Annotated in this window: 9 protein-coding genes; 4 read left to right on the plus strand and 5 right to left on the minus strand. The window is 59.8% G+C overall.

What is annotated here, in order from left to right; all coding sequences use genetic code 11:
• The first annotated feature begins 3 nt into the window (after nt 1-3).
• The 3 genes from U862_RS0122860 (at nt 4) to cobM (ending at nt 1,943) form a co-directional block, all read left to right on the plus strand.
• Nucleotides 4-705: a CbtA family protein gene (locus tag U862_RS0122860; RefSeq protein WP_025112541.1), complete on the plus strand. Its 702-nt coding sequence runs from the start codon at nt 4-6 to the stop codon at nt 703-705.
• A complete protein-coding gene (locus U862_RS0122865; protein WP_025112542.1) occupies nt 702-1,115 on the plus strand; it encodes a cobalamin biosynthesis protein in 414 nt (137 codons plus the stop codon). Before U862_RS0122860 ends, U862_RS0122865 begins: the two co-directional genes overlap by 4 nt.
• Nucleotides 1,116-1,196: 81 nt before the next feature.
• Nucleotides 1,197-1,943: a precorrin-4 C(11)-methyltransferase gene (gene cobM, locus U862_RS0122870; protein ID WP_025112543.1), complete on the plus strand. Its 747-nt coding sequence runs from the start codon at nt 1,197-1,199 to the stop codon at nt 1,941-1,943.
• A 143-nt stretch (nt 1,944-2,086) separates the two neighbouring features.
• Here cobM and nfuA read toward each other — a convergent pair whose 3' ends face one another.
• The 3 genes from nfuA to U862_RS0122885 all read right to left on the minus strand — a co-directional run bounded on the left by nfuA (nt 2,087) and on the right by U862_RS0122885 (nt 6,233).
• Nucleotides 2,087-2,671, minus strand: coding sequence for a Fe-S biogenesis protein NfuA (nfuA, locus tag U862_RS0122875; protein ID WP_003225494.1), 585 nt, complete (start codon nt 2,669-2,671; stop codon nt 2,087-2,089).
• Nucleotides 2,672-2,728: 57 nt separating this feature from the next.
• On the minus strand, nt 2,729-3,754 hold the full coding sequence (locus U862_RS0122880) for an acyltransferase (protein WP_025112544.1): 1,026 nt from the start codon (nt 3,752-3,754) through the stop codon (nt 2,729-2,731).
• Between the two features lie 184 nt (nt 3,755-3,938).
• Complete coding sequence (locus U862_RS0122885) at nt 3,939-6,233, minus strand: fatty acid cis/trans isomerase (protein ID WP_025112545.1); 2,295 nt, start codon at nt 6,231-6,233, stop codon at nt 3,939-3,941.
• Between the two features lie 155 nt (nt 6,234-6,388).
• Between U862_RS0122885 and metH the strand changes: the two genes are divergently transcribed.
• The gene (gene metH / locus U862_RS0122890) at nt 6,389-10,099 is read left to right on the plus strand and encodes a methionine synthase (protein WP_025112546.1); all 3,711 of its coding nucleotides are present in this window, start codon (nt 6,389-6,391) and stop codon (nt 10,097-10,099) included.
• A 57-nt stretch (nt 10,100-10,156) separates the two neighbouring features.
• Here the strand turns inward: metH and U862_RS31225 are convergent, their stop codons facing one another.
• Entirely contained in the window at nt 10,157-10,966 is an 810-nt protein-coding gene (locus U862_RS31225) for an NEL domain-containing protein (RefSeq protein WP_256214732.1), read from the minus strand.
• Nucleotides 10,967-17,278 (minus strand): leucine-rich repeat domain-containing protein, encoded by a 6,312-nt coding sequence (locus tag U862_RS0122895; RefSeq protein WP_256214729.1) that lies wholly within the window; start codon nt 17,276-17,278, stop codon nt 10,967-10,969.
• Between the last annotated feature and the right edge of the window lie 26 nt (nt 17,279-17,304).

Genomic DNA, 17,304 nt, shown 5'->3' on the forward strand with positions numbered 1-17,304 from the left:
GACATGATCAAGCGAATTGCGCAAACCGCAGGGTTCACCGGCCTGCTGGCTGCCCTGCTCCTCACTCTGCTGCAAAGTTTCTGGGTCTCGCCGTTGATTCTGCAGGCGGAAACCTTCGAGAAAGCCGAACCTGTCGCCGTTCATGAACATGCCGATGGCGCCATGGCCGGGCACACCCACGACGCACAAGCCTGGGAGCCTGAAGACGGCTGGCAGCGCGTAGTCTCAACCACCGGAGGCAATCTGGTGGTGGCCGTCGGTTTCGCCCTGATGCTCGCGGGCCTTTACACCCTGCGTGCACCGACCAAAACCTCGCAAGGCCTGCTCTGGGGCCTGGCCGGTTACGCGACCTTCGTGCTTGCACCGACCCTCGGCCTGCCGCCTGAACTGCCGGGCACCGCTGCAGCCGATCTGGCTTCACGGCAGATGTGGTGGATCGGCACGGCCGCCTCGACCGCTGTCGGCCTGGCCCTGATCGTGTTCAGCCGTCACTGGCTGATGAAGCTGCTGGGCGTGGCAATCCTGGCCGTACCGCATGTGATCGGCGCACCGCAGCCGGAGGTGCATTCGATGCTGGCACCCGAGGCGCTGGAAGCTCAGTTCAAAATCGCTTCGCAGTTGACCAACGTGGCGTTCTGGCTGGCTTTGGGCCTGATCAGCGCCTGGTTGTTCCGCCGCAAAAGCGATGGTCAGTACCACGCATGACCGATGACAGCGCAGCGCCGACCTTCGTCGTCGGCCTGGGCTGCCAGCGCGGCTGCCCGGCCAGCACGCTGCGCGCGTTGCTCGACCAGGCCTTGCAGGCGCATCGCATCGACCTTTTAGCGGTCAAGGCCCTGGCCAGTATCGACTTGAAGCGCGATGAGCCCGGTTTACAGGAACTCGCCGCCCAACTGGCACTGCCGCTGTTGTATTTCAGCAGCGTAGAACTGGCGAGTTATCAGCAGCGTCTGAGCCATCATTCACAGATCGCCTACGAACGTACCGGATGCTACGGCGTTGCTGAAAGTGCTGCGTTGGCCCTCGCCGAACAGCTGATTCAGGCGCCGGCAAAACTGCTGATTTCCCGGCAAAAATACGCCCAGACCACGTTGGCATTGGCCGGCGCTGCGTAAAATCCCGATAATTCCCCTCTTTGATCATGAGCAATCTTCATCTGAAGCCTTGCCCTGCCCCGTTTTTCACAGGATTTCTTCATGACCGTCTACTTCATTGGCGCCGGCCCCGGCGACCCGGAATTGATCACTGTCAAAGGCCAGCGACTGATTCGCAGCTGCCCTGTGATCATCTACGCAGGCTCGCTGGTCCCGGCCGCTGTGCTGGAGGGGCATCAGGCCGAAACCGTGGTCAACAGCGCCGAATTGCACTTGGAGCAGATCATCGAATTGATCAAATCCGCCCACGCCAAGGGGCAGGATGTGGCACGGGTGCACTCCGGCGATCCGAGCCTGTATGGCGCGATTGGCGAGCAGATTCGCTATTTGCGTGAGTTGAATATTGCGTTCGAAATCATCCCTGGCGTTACCGCAACGGCGGCGTGTGCGGCACTGCTGGGCGCAGAACTGACCCTTCCGGACATCTCGCAAAGCGTGATTCTGACCCGTTACGCCGACAAGACTGCAATGCCGGCCGGCGAAGAACTGGGGAGTCTGGCGCAGCATGGCGCGACCATGGCGATTCATCTGGGGGTCAATCACCTGGAGAAAATCATCGCCGAACTGCTGCCGCATTACGGCGCGGATTGCCCGATTGCGGTGATTCACCGCGCGACATGGCCGGATCAGGACTGGGTGGTGGGGACACTGGAGGATATTGCCGCGAAGGTGCAGGCCAAGGGGTTTCGGCGCACGGCGTTGATTCTGGTTGGACGAGTGCTGGGCAGTGAGGTGTTCAGCGAGTCATCGCTGTATCGCGCGGGGCATGCGCATCTTTATCGCCCATGACGGCCCTTTCGCAAGCCAGCCCGCACCCGCAGTAGTAATGCGATCACATGTGGGGGCGGGCTTGCTCGCGAAGGCGTCATTGAATTTCACGCAAAAAAAACGGCGCTCACGGGGCGCCGTTTTTCATGTCCGCAGCGAACACCTTAGTAGTAGGCGTTTTCTTTCTGCGTGTGGTCGGTCACGTCGCGCACACCCTTTAGTTCAGGAATACGCTCGAGCAGAGTGCGCTCGATACCTTCCTTCAGGGTCACGTCGGCCTGGCCGCAGCCTTGGCATCCACCGCCGAACTGCAGCACGGCGATGCCGTCCTCGACCACATCGATCAGGCTGACCTGACCGCCGTGGCTGGCCAGCCCCGGGTTGATCTCGGTTTGCAGGTAGTAGTTGATGCGCTCGTTGACCGGGCTGTCGGCGTTGACCATCGGCACTTTGGCGTTTGGCGCCTTGATGGTCAGTTGACCACCCATGCGGTCGGTGGCGTAGTCGACGACGGCATCGTCAAGGAACGCTTCGCTGAACGAGTCGATGTAGGCGGTGAAGCTTTTCAGCCCCAGCGCGGTATCTTCAGGTTTTTCTTCGCCCGGCTTGCAGTAGGCAATGCAGGTTTCGGCGTACTGGGTGCCAGGCTGGGTGATGAAGACGCGGATGCCGATGCCCGGGGTGTTCTGCTTGGAGAGCAGATCGGCCAGGTAATCGTGGGCGGCGTCGGTAATGGTAATAGCGGTCATGGAAACTCCTCGCAGGCTTGGGCGCAGTTTACGCCAATCATCGCGCCGCACAAAGTCCTAGTATTTTTGTCGGGAAAGCTGGGAATCCGATTGAGCCACAGGTTCGCCATCGATCCGCGCTTTAAGCCACTGATAGCTGCGTTTTTCCACCCATTCGTAGCTCAACCAGGACCCTGCGCCAATGGCCACAGCGCAGACGACGAACATCAGGTACGGACTGATTCCATAATGTCGCGCGATAAAACCACCGGCCGACAGCACCAGCACGTGCATCAGATACACCGAATACGAACAATCGCCCAGCAGCTTGAGTAGCCGATTGCGCTCGACATAACGTTCCAGCGCCATGCAGGCCATCACCAGCACCGCACTCGCCAGCCCCCAGTTCAACAGTCGTGGCGCCGGCGTCAGGCAATAGATTGCCATCAACGCGGCGCCAATTCCCAGCAACGGCAACCACAGGCCCGGGCCAATCCAGCCCCGGCGGTACAGGATGCCGATGCCGATCCCCAGCAAGAACTCGTAAACGATGTCCGAACGATAGAACTCGCTGACCCAGCCAAACGCCTGGCAAGTAGCAAACAGCAACGCTGCGACCACCAGCAGACGCACCTGCCAACGGAACACCAGCGCACAGGCGAACAGCACGTAGAACAGTATTTCGTAATTGAGGGTCCAGCCGACATTCAAGGTCGGGTAGATCCCGTACCCGCCGGGGTTCTGCGCCGGAATGAACAACAGCGACAGCAGCAGATGCCCGACGTCCAGCCTCTGATCCGGCAACACCTGCCCGGCGACCAGCACCAGCAGCGCCATCAGCAGCGTGTAAAGCCAGTACGCCGGCACGATGCGCGACAGGCGGTACAGCAGAAATTGCCCCGGCCGCAGGCGCTTGTCCTCGGTGGACAAGAAGATCACCAGGCCGCTGATCACAAAAAAGATGTCGACCCCGACTGCGCCTTTGTCGATGAACAACTGGCCAATCGGGCCGCGCGCCTTGAAGTCGAAGAAAATCTGCATGAAGTGGTGACAGACCACCGTCCACGCGGCAAGCGCCCGCAGGGCCTGCACTGAAATCAACATTGAGCGCTCCTGTCCACGATTCCTGAAACACCACTGCCCCCTGTGGGAGCGGGCTTGCTCGCGAATGCGCTGTGTCAGGCGACATCCATTTCGAATGAGCTGACACCTTCGCGAGCAAGCCCGCTCCCGCAGTTGAGATTTGCGGTATTGCCAAGAATTGGGACAGCGGGTCCGTCTCAAACGATCAAAGATTCTCGTAGCGGTTCATGTCCAGCACGCCCTCTTCCACCGGGTCGGTTTCGTGGATGTATTGGCTCAGGTCGTGGAAATAGAACCAGAATTGCGGATGACTGCGGCGAATCCCCCAGCGTTCGACGATTTTCTCGAAGCGCTCGGCATCCTTGGCGTTTTCCATTGCATCGACAAACTCCGGTACTTGCTCGGCCGGAATGTTGAATATGAAGTTCGGATAACTGCTGAGCACGCCCGGATAAATCGTCAAGGTGTCGAGACCCGGTTGATAGCGCAGCGACTCGCCCAGCAGGAACGCGACGTTGCTGTGCGCACGGTTGCGCAGCAGGCTGTACACCTCACGTTTGCCGTTGCGGGTTTCGATGCGCAGCATGGTGGCTTCGGGCAATTGATCGATCACTTTCAGACCGGCCGCTGGACGCGAGGTCAAGCGACTGAGGGCCTGCTCGGCGTTTTGCAGCGCCGGGTCGATATTCGGCCGCGAGCAGTAGGCGCCAGCGCAGCGATTGATCGGGTCGGGCCGCGCATTGAGGTCGCCGTAACGCGCCAGCAACTGCATGGCGAAATCGTATTTCGGGTCTTTCGAATCGAGTTTCAGCGCCGTCGGCTTGTCGTCGTCAATGGCCTCGTAATCGAGCCACATCTTGAACTGGCCGCTGCTCTGGTACCAATCGTCGAGGTAATCCTCGCGGGAATCGGCCGGCATCAGACGCAGGAAGTTCTGCTCGGCGCCGTTGCGGATCAGGTCGAAATACAGACGGGTCTGCGCCTGATGCGAGACGTTGCCGAACACATCGAAGTTGACCGCCAACTGGTAATAGGTGCGCTCCAGCAACGGATAGTCGAACAGCCACAGGGTCTGTGGCACTTCGCCGATCAGGCCTTTGGTCACCGAGGCGCTGTCGAAGTGGCGGAAGATGCTCAGCAGCGCGTTGTCGTTGCCGGCCCACAAGGTAGACCAACTCGGCGGCGGTTGATCGGCGTAGCTGTCGCGGCGCAGGGCCTCGTATTCATTACGTTTGTTGCGGTAGTTGTGCCACAGGCTCAGGACACTGCCGACGTCGTCATTCTGCCCCGGCATCGCCAGCAATGGCGTGGCCTGCCCGCGATAGTTGGGGTCGGTGATGTACAGGTCATGCTCCGGGGCCTGGAACAGCGCCCAGAAGTTGTCGCGAATCACATCAGTCGCGATCTGCCCGCGGCACACCGGCCCGCGAATGAACGTACGCACGAAGTATTCGGCGTTATCGAGCATGAACTGATAACGCGCCTGGGCCGGAATCGCCTCGAAGGTGGCGAACGGGTTGGCGCGGCTCTGCGGGCCGTAACCCGGCAGCGCATTGACCTGCCAGTTTCCGCTGTAGAACAGGCTCTTGACCCGCGCCATCTTCGCCGCGCTCAGCGGATAGGTGATGTGGGTCTTGTGCACGATCACCCCTTGCACCGGCCACAGGCGGTAATACACCTGAGTGCCCGGGTCATCGTTCGGGCGACGGGTAGCGATCAGGTCGATCGGCTGGCCGCTCGGCGTGCGCGAACGCACCCACTGGAAGTAGTGCCCCGGCTCGCCGTCCTTGAAATAGATGTGCGCCAGGAACCAGTGCTCGAACAACCAGCGCCCGACCAGACTCTGCCGCGCTCCCGGGGTGTTGAGCAGGTTTTCCCACTGGACGATTTGCAGCTCTTCTCGGGCGCTCGGCGCCAGGCCTTGCTCGTCAATCGGCGCACCAGACGCCAGCCAGCGCTGCAACGTCTGGTATTGCTGATCGGTCAGGCCGGTCACCGCCAGCGGCATGCCTTCTTTCGGGTGGGCGCCGGCGTAGCCTTCAAACTCGGCGGGCATCGCGCACATGTTTTCTCGCTGCAGGCCAAGCACGATGTCTTCCGGCAGTTTGGCATTGGGAGTCAGCGGGGTTTTGTGCCCCAGTTCCAGCATCCGCGCCATCAGCGCCGCCTGACTGCCCTGGGCGTCGAGCACCGAATAGAAGCCCTTCTGCTGCCAGGCGCGTTTGCCGAAGGCGTCATAGAACAGTCGAGTGGTCGGCGCGGCCTGGGTCCGTTCACCGTCGTAGACCGGCATCTTGCTCGCGCCACGCCCAGCGCCTTCGCCGCTGCCCAGATTGAGCTGACAGGCGGAGTCGTAGCACGCGTGGCAGGCCACGCACTTCTCGGTGAAGATCGGTTGAATGTCACGGGTATATGAAATGGAAGGCGAAATCGAGGGCTCCTGCGCCACCGCGCCAAAGCTTGAGAACAGCAAGAAAATGCTGATGACGCGGTACGACATGCCCTTGATCCCGATCCTGAAAAAAACGCCGCAATTCTACAGTATGACGGCCGTACCAACATGAACGATATTCATGCAAAAGCGTGACATGCTCTAAAACCGCACAGGTTTGTTATGATCCCGGCCCTTCGTAATGGTCTTTTCGAGTAGTCCAAATGTCCGATCGCAGCGTCCGCCTTCAAGCTCTCAAGCAAGCCCTCAAAGAGCGCATCCTGATTCTCGACGGCGGCATGGGCACGATGATCCAGAGCTACAAGCTCGAAGAGCAGGATTATCGCGGCAAACGCTTCGCTGACTGGCCGAGTGACGTCAAGGGCAACAACGACCTCTTGGTGATCACCCGTCCGGACGTGATCGGCGGCATCGAGAAAGCCTACCTGGATGCCGGCGCCGACATTCTGGAAACCAACACCTTCAACGCCACGCGCATTTCCATGGCCGACTACGGCATGGAAGCGCTGGCCTTCGAATTAAACGTAGAAGGCGCGCGCCTGGCCCGCAAGGTCGCCGACGCCAAGACCGCTGAGAACCCGGCCAAGCCGCGCTTCGTCGCCGGCGTGCTCGGCCCGACCAGCCGCACCTGCTCGCTGTCGCCTGACGTCAACAACCCGGGCTACCGCAACGTTACCTTTGATGAGCTGGTGGAGAACTATACCGAGGCTACCAAAGGTCTGATCGAAGGTGGCGCCGACCTGATCCTGATCGAAACCATTTTCGACACCCTCAACGCCAAAGCCGCGATCTTCGCCGTTCAAGGGGTGTTCGAAGAGCTGGGCTTCGAACTGCCGATCATGATTTCCGGGACCATCACCGACGCCTCCGGCCGTACCCTGTCGGGCCAGACCACCGAAGCGTTCTGGAACTCGGTGGCGCACGCCAAACCGATTTCCGTCGGCCTGAACTGCGCCCTCGGCGCGCGTGAGTTGCGTCCGTACCTGGAAGAGCTGTCGGACAAGGCCAGCACCCACGTGTCGGCGCACCCGAACGCCGGCCTGCCGAATGAATTCGGCGAGTACGACGAGCTGCCGGTGGACACCGCCAAAGTCATCGAAGAATTCGCCCAGAGCGGTTTCCTCAACATCGTCGGCGGTTGCTGCGGCACCACCCCGGGCCATATCGAAGCCATCGCCAAAGCCGTGGCCGGTTACGCACCGCGGCAGATTCCGGACATTCCCAAGGCGTGCCGCCTGTCGGGTCTGGAGCCGTTCACCATCGATCGCAGCTCGCTGTTCGTCAACGTCGGCGAGCGCACCAACATCACCGGCTCCGCCAAATTCGCCCGCCTGATCCGTGAAGACAACTACACCGAAGCCCTGGAAGTCGCCCTGCAGCAGGTCGAGGCCGGCGCGCAGGTGATCGACATCAACATGGACGAAGGGATGCTCGATTCGAAGAAGGCCATGGTGACCTTCCTCAATCTGATCGCCGGTGAGCCGGACATCTCCCGCGTACCGATCATGATCGACTCCTCGAAATGGGAAGTGATCGAAGCCGGCCTCAAGTGCATTCAGGGCAAGGGCATCGTCAACTCGATCAGCATGAAAGAAGGCGTCGAGCAGTTCATCCACCACGCCAAACTGTGCAAGCGCTACGGCGCCGCGGTGGTGGTGATGGCGTTCGACGAAGCCGGCCAGGCCGACACCGAAGCGCGCAAGAAAGAAATCTGCAAACGCTCCTACGACATTCTGGTCAACGAAGTCGGCTTCCCGCCGGAAGACATCATTTTCGACCCGAACATCTTCGCCGTGGCCACCGGCATCGAAGAACACAACAACTACGCTGTGGACTTCATCAACGCCTGCGCCTACATCCGCGACGAGCTGCCGTATGCCCTGAGCTCCGGTGGCGTGTCCAACGTGTCGTTCTCGTTCCGTGGCAACAACCCGGTGCGTGAGGCGATCCACTCGGTGTTCCTGCTGTACGCGATCCGCGCCGGCCTGACCATGGGTATCGTCAACGCCGGTCAGCTGGAGATCTACGACCAGATCCCGCAGGAACTGCGCGACGCCGTCGAAGACGTGATCCTCAACCGCACTCCGGAAGGCACCGATGCCCTCCTCGCCATTGCCGACAAGTACAAGGGCGACGGCAGCGTCAAGGAAGCCGAGACCGAAGAGTGGCGCAGCTGGGACGTCAACAAGCGTCTGGAGCATGCGCTGGTCAAGGGCATCACTACCCACATCGTTGAAGACACCGAAGAATCGCGCCAGTCGTTCGCCCGTCCGATCGAAGTGATCGAAGGCCCGCTGATGTCCGGCATGAACATCGTCGGCGACCTGTTCGGCGCCGGCAAAATGTTCCTGCCGCAGGTGGTGAAATCGGCCCGCGTAATGAAACAGGCGGTGGCACACCTGATCCCGTTCATCGAGCTGGAAAAAGGCGACAAGCCCGAAGCCAAGGGCAAGATCCTCATGGCCACCGTCAAGGGTGACGTGCACGACATCGGCAAGAACATCGTCGGCGTGGTGCTGGGCTGTAACGGCTACGACATCGTCGACCTCGGCGTGATGGTCCCGGCAGAGAAGATTCTGCAGGTAGCCAAAGAGCAGAAATGCGACATCATCGGCCTGTCCGGCCTGATCACCCCGTCGCTGGACGAGATGGTCCACGTCGCCCGCGAAATGCAGCGTCAGGATTTCCACCTGCCGCTGATGATCGGTGGCGCGACCACCTCCAAGGCGCACACGGCGGTGAAAATCGAGCCGAAGTACAGTAACGATGCCGTGGTCTACGTCACCGACGCCTCGCGCGCCGTGGGCGTGGCGACCCAGTTGTTGTCCAAGGAGCTCAAAGCCGGTTTCGTCGAGAAGACCCGCGCCGATTACGTCGATGTGCGCGAGCGCACCGCTAACCGCAGCGCCCGCACCGAACGCCTGAGCTATGCAGCAGCCATCGCCAAGAAACCACAGTTCGACTGGGCCGGTTACACCCCGGTCAAACCGACGTTCACCGGCACCCGGGTGCTGGACAACATCGACCTCAACGTTCTGGCCGAGTACATCGACTGGACGCCGTTCTTCATTTCCTGGGACCTGGCCGGCAAGTTCCCGCGCATCCTTGAAGACGAAGTGGTCGGTGAAGCCGCCACCTCGCTGTACAAAGATGCTCGCGAGATGCTCACCAAACTGATCGACGAAAAGTTGATCAGCGCCCGTGCGGTGTTCGGCTTCTGGCCGGCCAATCAGGTGCATGACGACGACATCGAACTGTACGGCGATGACGGCAAGCCAATGGCGCGCCTGCATCACCTGCGTCAACAGATCATCAAGACCGACGGCAAACCGAACTTCTCGCTGGCCGACTTCGTTGCACCGAAGGACAGCGAAGTGACCGACTACGTCGGTGGTTTCATCACCACCGCCGGCATCGGTGCCGAAGAAGTCGCCAAGGCTTATCAGGACGCTGGCGACGATTACAACTCGATCATGGTCAAGGCCCTGGCCGACCGTCTGGCCGAAGCCTGCGCCGAATGGCTGCACCAGCAGGTGCGTAAAGAACACTGGGGCTATGCCAGGGACGAACAGCTGGACAACGAAGCACTGATCAAAGAGCAGTACTCCGGTATCCGCCCTGCCCCGGGCTATCCGGCTTGCCCGGATCACACTGAGAAGGCCGCACTGTTTGCGTTGCTCGACCCGGAAGCGGCCGAAATGCGCGCTGGCCGCAGCGGTGTGTTCCTCACCGAACATTACGCGATGTTCCCGGCTGCAGCGGTCAGCGGCTGGTACTTTGCCCATCCGCAGGCGCAATACTTTGCCGTGGGCAAGGTCGACAAGGACCAGGTGCAGAGCTACACCTCGCGCAAGGGTCAGGACCTGAGCGTCACCGAGCGCTGGCTGGCACCAAACCTCGGCTACGACAACTGATCAAACGGGTTGATCCCGGTGCCGGTTTAACCGGCGCCGGGCACTGTACTTTCAGTTTCAGACGTCGGACAGATGCCGTGAAGAGCCCGGGACAGGCGCTTTTACAGCATTGATTGCATCGATTTCCTGCTGCGAAAGCTCGATCATCTTCACGTTGCGTTCGGCCGTACGATCGAACAACCGGTTCAAGTATTCTGGATCGTCGGCGCTCAGCCCGTCATCTTCCCCGTCCTCAAGCAATTGCAGCTCGTCCAGTTTCCTGAAGACCTCGGGGTATTTCTCCTGGAGGTATTGCATCCAGTAATCGCGCTGAATCAGATCTTCCAGAAATTTGTCGGACCGCTCGGCATTGCTGACTTCCGTTCGCGCCTCGACCAGTTGTTGCGGGCCGATGCCCGAGGCATAGGTCATGTTTTTTGGCTGTCCTGGCAACTCCAGGCCGTCCTCCCAACCGGCGGTCAAACCGATTCGATAACCCAGGCGCATCTCGGCTTCATCGAAACCACTGCGTGATGCCGCCGCTTTCGCCAGTTCGTCGACCTGGTCGAGGCGAAACAATCGCCGCGACAGATTCAACAACACTTCACCTTTTGCGCCTGATCGATCGGACGGCAAATCAAGCAACGCGTTATGGGTGAATACCTTGGTTTCCAGACCGCTGAAGGTCAGGATCCGCCCGTCAACGCAAGTGCCGTGGGTGGATGAGCCGGCAAAAATGACTTCCCTGAGCTCGGTGTCGGCTGCGGCGGCTTCCATGACAGTCCAGACCCGTCGCGTCAGGTCAGCATTGGCCACCCTGAACTCGCGCGTGTCCTGCAGTCGCTCCAGCAGATGGAAGAACGCTGCGCTGTCCGGCTCTGCAGCCAGCTATTCCCACAATGCATCCCGATCCGCCAATTGTTCGGGAGCGAAATTGGCCAGCCATGGGGCTTTGTATTGCGCCTGCGATGGGTCAATCGGCACGATCTCGTCGGATTCAATGCTGTCAGTCGTTTCGGTCAACCCGCCCGCGCTGTCGTCAATCAGCTCTTCAAGATCAGCGCGTGAGAAACCCAATACCCGGTGACGTTCCCCCGCTACCTGATACGCCCGGAGCCGCTCAAGGCTTTCCTCGGACAAATTATAGTTGTCGGTCAAGTCAGTACCGTTCATCAATTGCTCGTGCGTACCGTCAAGTGCCTCCTCTGGCAGCGTAGTGATGTCGTTACGGCTCAGATTGAGCATGCGCAGATGCTCCGCCTGCAGCGCACCTTCCGGCCAGGCCAGCAGATTGTTGTTGCGCAGATCGAGCGCTTCCAGTCGCCCGAAATAATTGACATCGAACGACTCCAGGTTGTTGTAGCTCACGTCCAGCGAAGTCAGATGTTCCAGGCCGGAAAGGGACTCGTACAAGTGCTCGGGATCGTAGAATCGGTTACTGGATAGCTCCAACTGCTCCAGTTCAGACATGTTGCGCACCGATTGCGGTACAGCCTCCAACTCATTACCGCCAAGCGCCAGCGTTCGCACCTGGGTGAAGGCGTTGAGGAAACCGTTGGCCCCCTCGGCGCTCAGTCTGGTACCCGTCAGATTGAGCGTGCGGACATGCGCAAAATCTTCTGGTAGTGCCGGAATATCTCCCAGTTGCAAACCGTTCAGATCCAGCACCGCTTGCGTCACACCTTGCAGGTTGGGCAACCTTGCCCGCCAACAGGTGAGGATTCGCCAGGCCGCCAGACTGCGGGTCTGCGAAGAGATGACCCAGCCTGTTCCATGGGTCTCGCGAGTGTACAGCCAGCCATTCAATTGGCGCACCAGCGTATCAAACGTCTGGTTCCAGGCGCTGATCCGACCACCTGTTTCAGCATTCGTCGCTCCGCTGCCGCGCATCTGCTCAATCAACTGCGCCGCTTGTTCGCCACTGAAGGCCGGCTGCATGCGCTGCAGACTGTTGATCATCAATGTCTCACCTTCGCCTGTCGCCGCCTGGGGAAGTGGCAACAAATACCTGGCAATCGAAAAACCGTTCTCTGCAGGAGGAAAGGTCAGCGGTACCGGTTCGTTGGCAAAGGCTTCGAGTGCGCCCTCGGGCAGTCCCGTTTCAAACTCGATCCGCTGTTGCACAGCCCGCAGCGCTGCCGCCGTGGCTGGTGTCAAAGGGTTACCAGTCAGATTGCTGTTGATCACGGCATGGCTGTCCAGAAACGCTGGAGGCAGCGTGGTGATCTTGCTGCTACGCAAGTCCACCCAGGTCAGTTGGCTGAGCGCCTCAGCCCCCGCGGGCCAGGTTTGCAGATCGGTGCCTCGTAAATTCAGCGCCTTCAAGCGCGTCAGGCCAGCGACGCTCAATCCGGTCAAAGGATTGTTACGCAGATCCAGATATTCGAGGGCCGGCAATGACTCCAGGCCCTCCTGCAACCGGGGCGTATCAGTCAACAGATTGTCGCAGAGATCCAGGCGCGACAACCTCTTCAGGCTACCCGGCACAATGGGCAATTCATGCAAGGCGTTGTCACTCAGGTCGAGCGTCTGCACCTCCCGAAAAGCCGCCAGGAAGTCGCGCAGTTGCAGGACATCTACTCGCTGACCCAAAAGCAGCAAGGTGCGTACATGTGAGAACGCATCGGCAGGTAATTGCGGAAGCTCGCTGAGCATCAACCCTGACAAATCCAGCGTCGAGGCGGAAACCGTCGCACCGTAGCGTTTGAAAAGTCCCTTGCGCCAACTGGTTCTGATGGCATGCGTCGCGTTTGAGCGTCCGATTATTTCCCTGAGTGACTCCTGCGAGGCCGTGCTCGTTTGCAGCCAGTCAATAAGCTGCCTGTCGAGGGTTGCAAACTGCTCACTCAAGGCTTCGATGGCTGCGAATCGTTGCTGCTCGTCAGGCCATTGCTCAAAGAAACGCTCGAAGATGCTCTGCGGCGGTGTGCTCAAGCCTTCGCCCAGACGGTTCAACTCACCTTTGCAGTAGTCCCTGACCATCGCTTCGCGGTCAATAAGATGCTCGGGATGTGTCTTGACGTACTCATAGGCGAGCTTGAAGTTTTCGCGGGAGAACTTTGACCAGTCAAGTGACAACCCCGACCACAACTTTTCGTGCCCTGCGAGCAGCCCTACGGGCAAGGTGTTGATCCCGGTGTCCTTGAGGTTCAGACGTTCGAGATCAGGCAACTCAAGAACCCCGGCCGGCCATTCGAGCAAGGAATAGGCAGCGATCTCCAGTTTTCGAAGTTTGTGCAGTTGGCTGACGTCGAAGGCAATCGGCTGGTAACCCGACGAACAGACTGTCAGCTCTTCGAGCTGGGTCAGCCTGCCCAACCGTGCCGGCATGTCAGCGGCAAACGGGATCGCGCCATAAAGCGTCAGATGGGTCAGTCGCTCCATTCCCTGTAAGGCTTGCGGGACATTGCTGAACGTTTCCCCGGTCGCATTGATGGTCAGTTTTTCCAGATGCGGAAAAACGCCCAGCAGCGCGTCAACATTCGTATCGGTGATGCAGCGGCCGCGAACACTCAGTTCCCGTATGTGAGAAAAGTCTGCTGTCAGAAGCGGTAGCGCCTCATCGCAGACCAGATCCAGCTGTGCGAAGCGTGGATGAATCTGCGCCAGCGGTGAGGTGCGCCAGCTCTGCTTGATATTGCGCACGGTGCTGGACTTGCCACCGATCATCGATTGCAGCGTCGGTTCCGGTGTCGGCTCACCCTCCCATTCGGCCAGTGTCGCCTCAAGCGCCTGCCATTCGCGGGTACGCCTTTGCAGTAGCTCATAGATTTGTGCATCGCTCTTGCCCGACGCCAACTGCTGAAGAATGAACCCGCCCGCCTGCTGATCGGTGAGGGCTGGATAGACATTCTGCACCCGTGGCACCAGCAGCGGATTAACGCCCTGCCCGCGTCCGCTGGCGTAGTAACCGAGGCCATGCCCCGGCACGCGCAGCGGGGGCTTGAAGGATGTGCTGACGCCATGGCGCTTGCCGGCCAACCGGGCCAGTTCAGCGCGATGTAGATGGGCATGGTCAATCACCAGCCGACGCAGGGAATTGCTCTGACTGACGTCGGCCAGCCCCAGGGCCTGACGCGATTTGTCAGGCAGGGCATGCATGACCGAGGCGAAAAAGTTATCGCCCTGCCGAGCAATACCGTTGAGTTCCTCTGCACGTTCGTTGAAGGCCTGATAGGAAGGGCCACGTTTGACCAGGTATTTGAGCTGGCGGGAGTTCTCATCGCCGAGACTATCGATCAACCGCCCGTGGGCACTGCCCTCGCGCACCTCCAGACGTACATCGGGCGACCAGCCAGGCAATCTTTCCAGCACCCGCAGAGCCAGCCACTGGCTCTCGGCCGACGCCAGGTTTTCCATGTGCAAGCCGGCGATGGCATGATCGAAGCGCGTGCGCTGCGCATAACCTCGCGATGCCTCCAGCAACCTCAAAGGTACGCGCCCGCCGCTGTCCAGACGCGCCAGCTCCTCGGCATCAGCCTGCAGCAACACCCTGATGGCTGCCGGGCGGCCCAACCCGGGTGTCGCTCGTTGCAGTCTGGCAATCCGCGGATCATGCAGATGCGGTTCGGCATAGAGCTGCTCGAACATCGCCGGCTGGCGGCTCTTCAGGAAATCCGCCAACTGCTTTCTGAATTCGGCTGGTCGGTGTTCACTGACGCGGGCCGCTTCAGCCCCCAGCAACCGGATAATCTCCGCTTCATCCAGCGCATCCAGAATACGCGCAGGCATGTGCCCACTCAGGACATCGGCGCGAGTGATCCGGATCGGTGCCTTGATGCTTTCGCCGGGCAATGACAACTCAGCGCCATGCTTGACGCTTGCTCCGGACAACTGCGGCCCGTCGAAAATCTCAAATACGCGCCCGGCAGGCCATCGAGGCATTTGCGGCAGCAGTGGCAATGTCAGCAGGAACGGGGCGTCGAGGCTGGAGCCTTGCTCGATCTGGTCGATGATCCGGCTCACGCCTTGGTCAGCCTCGAACAGTCGCAAGGTGTCGGCCAATGCCAGAGGTGGCGGCAGATGATCCCTGTGCATCTGGCGCAGCGCGTCATCACTGACCCCGCTGACATCCGCGATGTTGAGCAATTGCTCATCGGCAAAGGCTTCGGTGCAATGGCCCATGCGGCGCAGCAGAGTCAATCGATCCCAGGTCAGCGGACGCTCCAGCGTATGCCGCCAGGCGCCCAGACGATTGTGTTCGAGGATGGGGCGATAGGCGGAGGTATCGGTCGGATGCAGAATGCGCCATTGCTTCGACTGTTCGTCGAATTGCGTCTGGTAGACCTTTCCCTGCTGACGAATGTACGTCTTGCCATTCAATCGATGCAGGCCTTGCGCATCAGGGACAGACGCTGGATTCAGCTCGACGGGGCTTTCATAGGACGCCAGGTCGGGGGTCCATAAACGCAATGCGCCATCGGGGCGCTCAATCAGTTCAGCCCTCTCGATCACCGCGACCGGCTTGGCCGCGCTCAGTCTGCCAAGGCCTTTTCCGACACCAGCCATGACCCCGATCAGTGCCAGGTTTTCCGCCACATCGACGAGGTGCGACTTGGCGGCCTGACGGTCACCTTCAGTCCATTCGACAGCCCCCTCGAGCGACTCATACAGCAATTGACCGGCCATGACCGTCATCATGATTTCGCCCAGCACCGGTACGAACATCGACACCATGTTCAGCGCGAGCATGCCGAATTCGAGCAGATGATTGAGCCTTTTCGCCCGGACATTCGCATCGACATCAGCCGTTGGTACGGCGTGAGCACGCGCATCGGTGATGAACTTGTCGCAGTGCTGCTCATAGAGGTACTGCCACAGATCAGTATTGGCAGCCCAGAGACCCGCCACGCCTTTGCGGACAATGCCGTACGGGTCGAGATAGGGATCCTCCTCCGGTTCACGTTTGCCCGGACGCTCGGGCGGGAGCTCCTTGATCTGTGTGAAAGCCGAAATCGGTGGAATCATCTGGATGACTTTCACCCAGATCGAACGCATCGGGTCCACTGGAGCATCCGCCGAAGGCCGGGTGAATTGGCTGAAGTAGTAAGGGCGGTCGGCATAGGCCACGAACTGACTGAAAAAGCGCTGATAGGCAGTCGACGCTTCATTCGATGGCACAGCGTCTTGCGCCGTGAATTTGCGTTTGAATACTTCGCGCATCTGCGCTGAGGTATAGCGTTTGAGCGGATGCTCCGGGTCATGCGGGATGTAGACAATGAACTCGTTGGTGTAGCGATAGCGTTCGCTGATGCTGAATACCACGCAACCGGTCATTCTGTGCTTCATCAGGCTCAGGTCGCGAAACCACACGGACTTCTCACCCAGGCGTGGATGGACCTCGCCGTCAACGACCGATAGCAGCATTCTATAGTCGGCCGGTTCGATGTCTTTCTTCGACAGGGCCAGCTCTGCGGCTGCGCGCAATGCGGTTTTCTGGCTGCTGATGAATTGCTCGCGCAATGCGCTGGCCGACTGAAAAAACGCTTTCACGCGAGCCTGGTAGCGGGCGCCAATATTCAGCGTACGACACAGCGACAGAAACTCGCTGACGGTGATAGCGGCCGTCACGGCCTGGAATGTACCGGGAGCCGACGTCTCTACGACGAATCCGGATTCGCGATGGAAGGCCCCTTCTTCACATTCCGATGCTTCGAAATTATGCAGGGCTGCCTGCACCAGTGAGAGTTTCAAGACTTCAAAACTGGACACTTCGATGTCCAGCGCACTGACTTCCAGAGCGTGCCTGAGGCACACCTGGGTTTTGTTGACGTCGAGCTCGACGTTGAATTGATCTTTAAGCGCCTTTATCAGTTGAGCCTCGGCAAATGCTTCGCTGCTCTCAAGCGCCGCCATCGTCTTGTCCAGCCGTGACTGGGCAAGAAAGCCTTCAGTGGTGCGCGCCTGCAAGTCGCCTAATTGCTCTGCAGACAACTGCTGATACCACTCCGGCAACTGCGTGCCGACACGTCTGATATGGGCTCGACGTTCGGCGCTGGCGTCGACCAGCCAGCCGGGTACCATCTGCTCAAGGCGTTTGCCGTGAATACTCGCGCTGGCCAAGACCTTCTTTTCAACAGGCAACGAGCTGCGGGAATTCTTCGCCGCTGCCGGCTGCGTCGGGGGATGAATCGACATTCTGTCGCTCCTGAAAAATGGAACGACAGAACACCATTTCCGCCTCGGTTGACTGCGGTACATAGTTATCGCATCGGCCACGAGTTGTT

The sequence above is a fragment of the Pseudomonas sp. H1h genome (assembly GCF_000633255.1).
In the GTDB taxonomy this organism is placed as follows: domain Bacteria; phylum Pseudomonadota; class Gammaproteobacteria; order Pseudomonadales; family Pseudomonadaceae; genus Aquipseudomonas.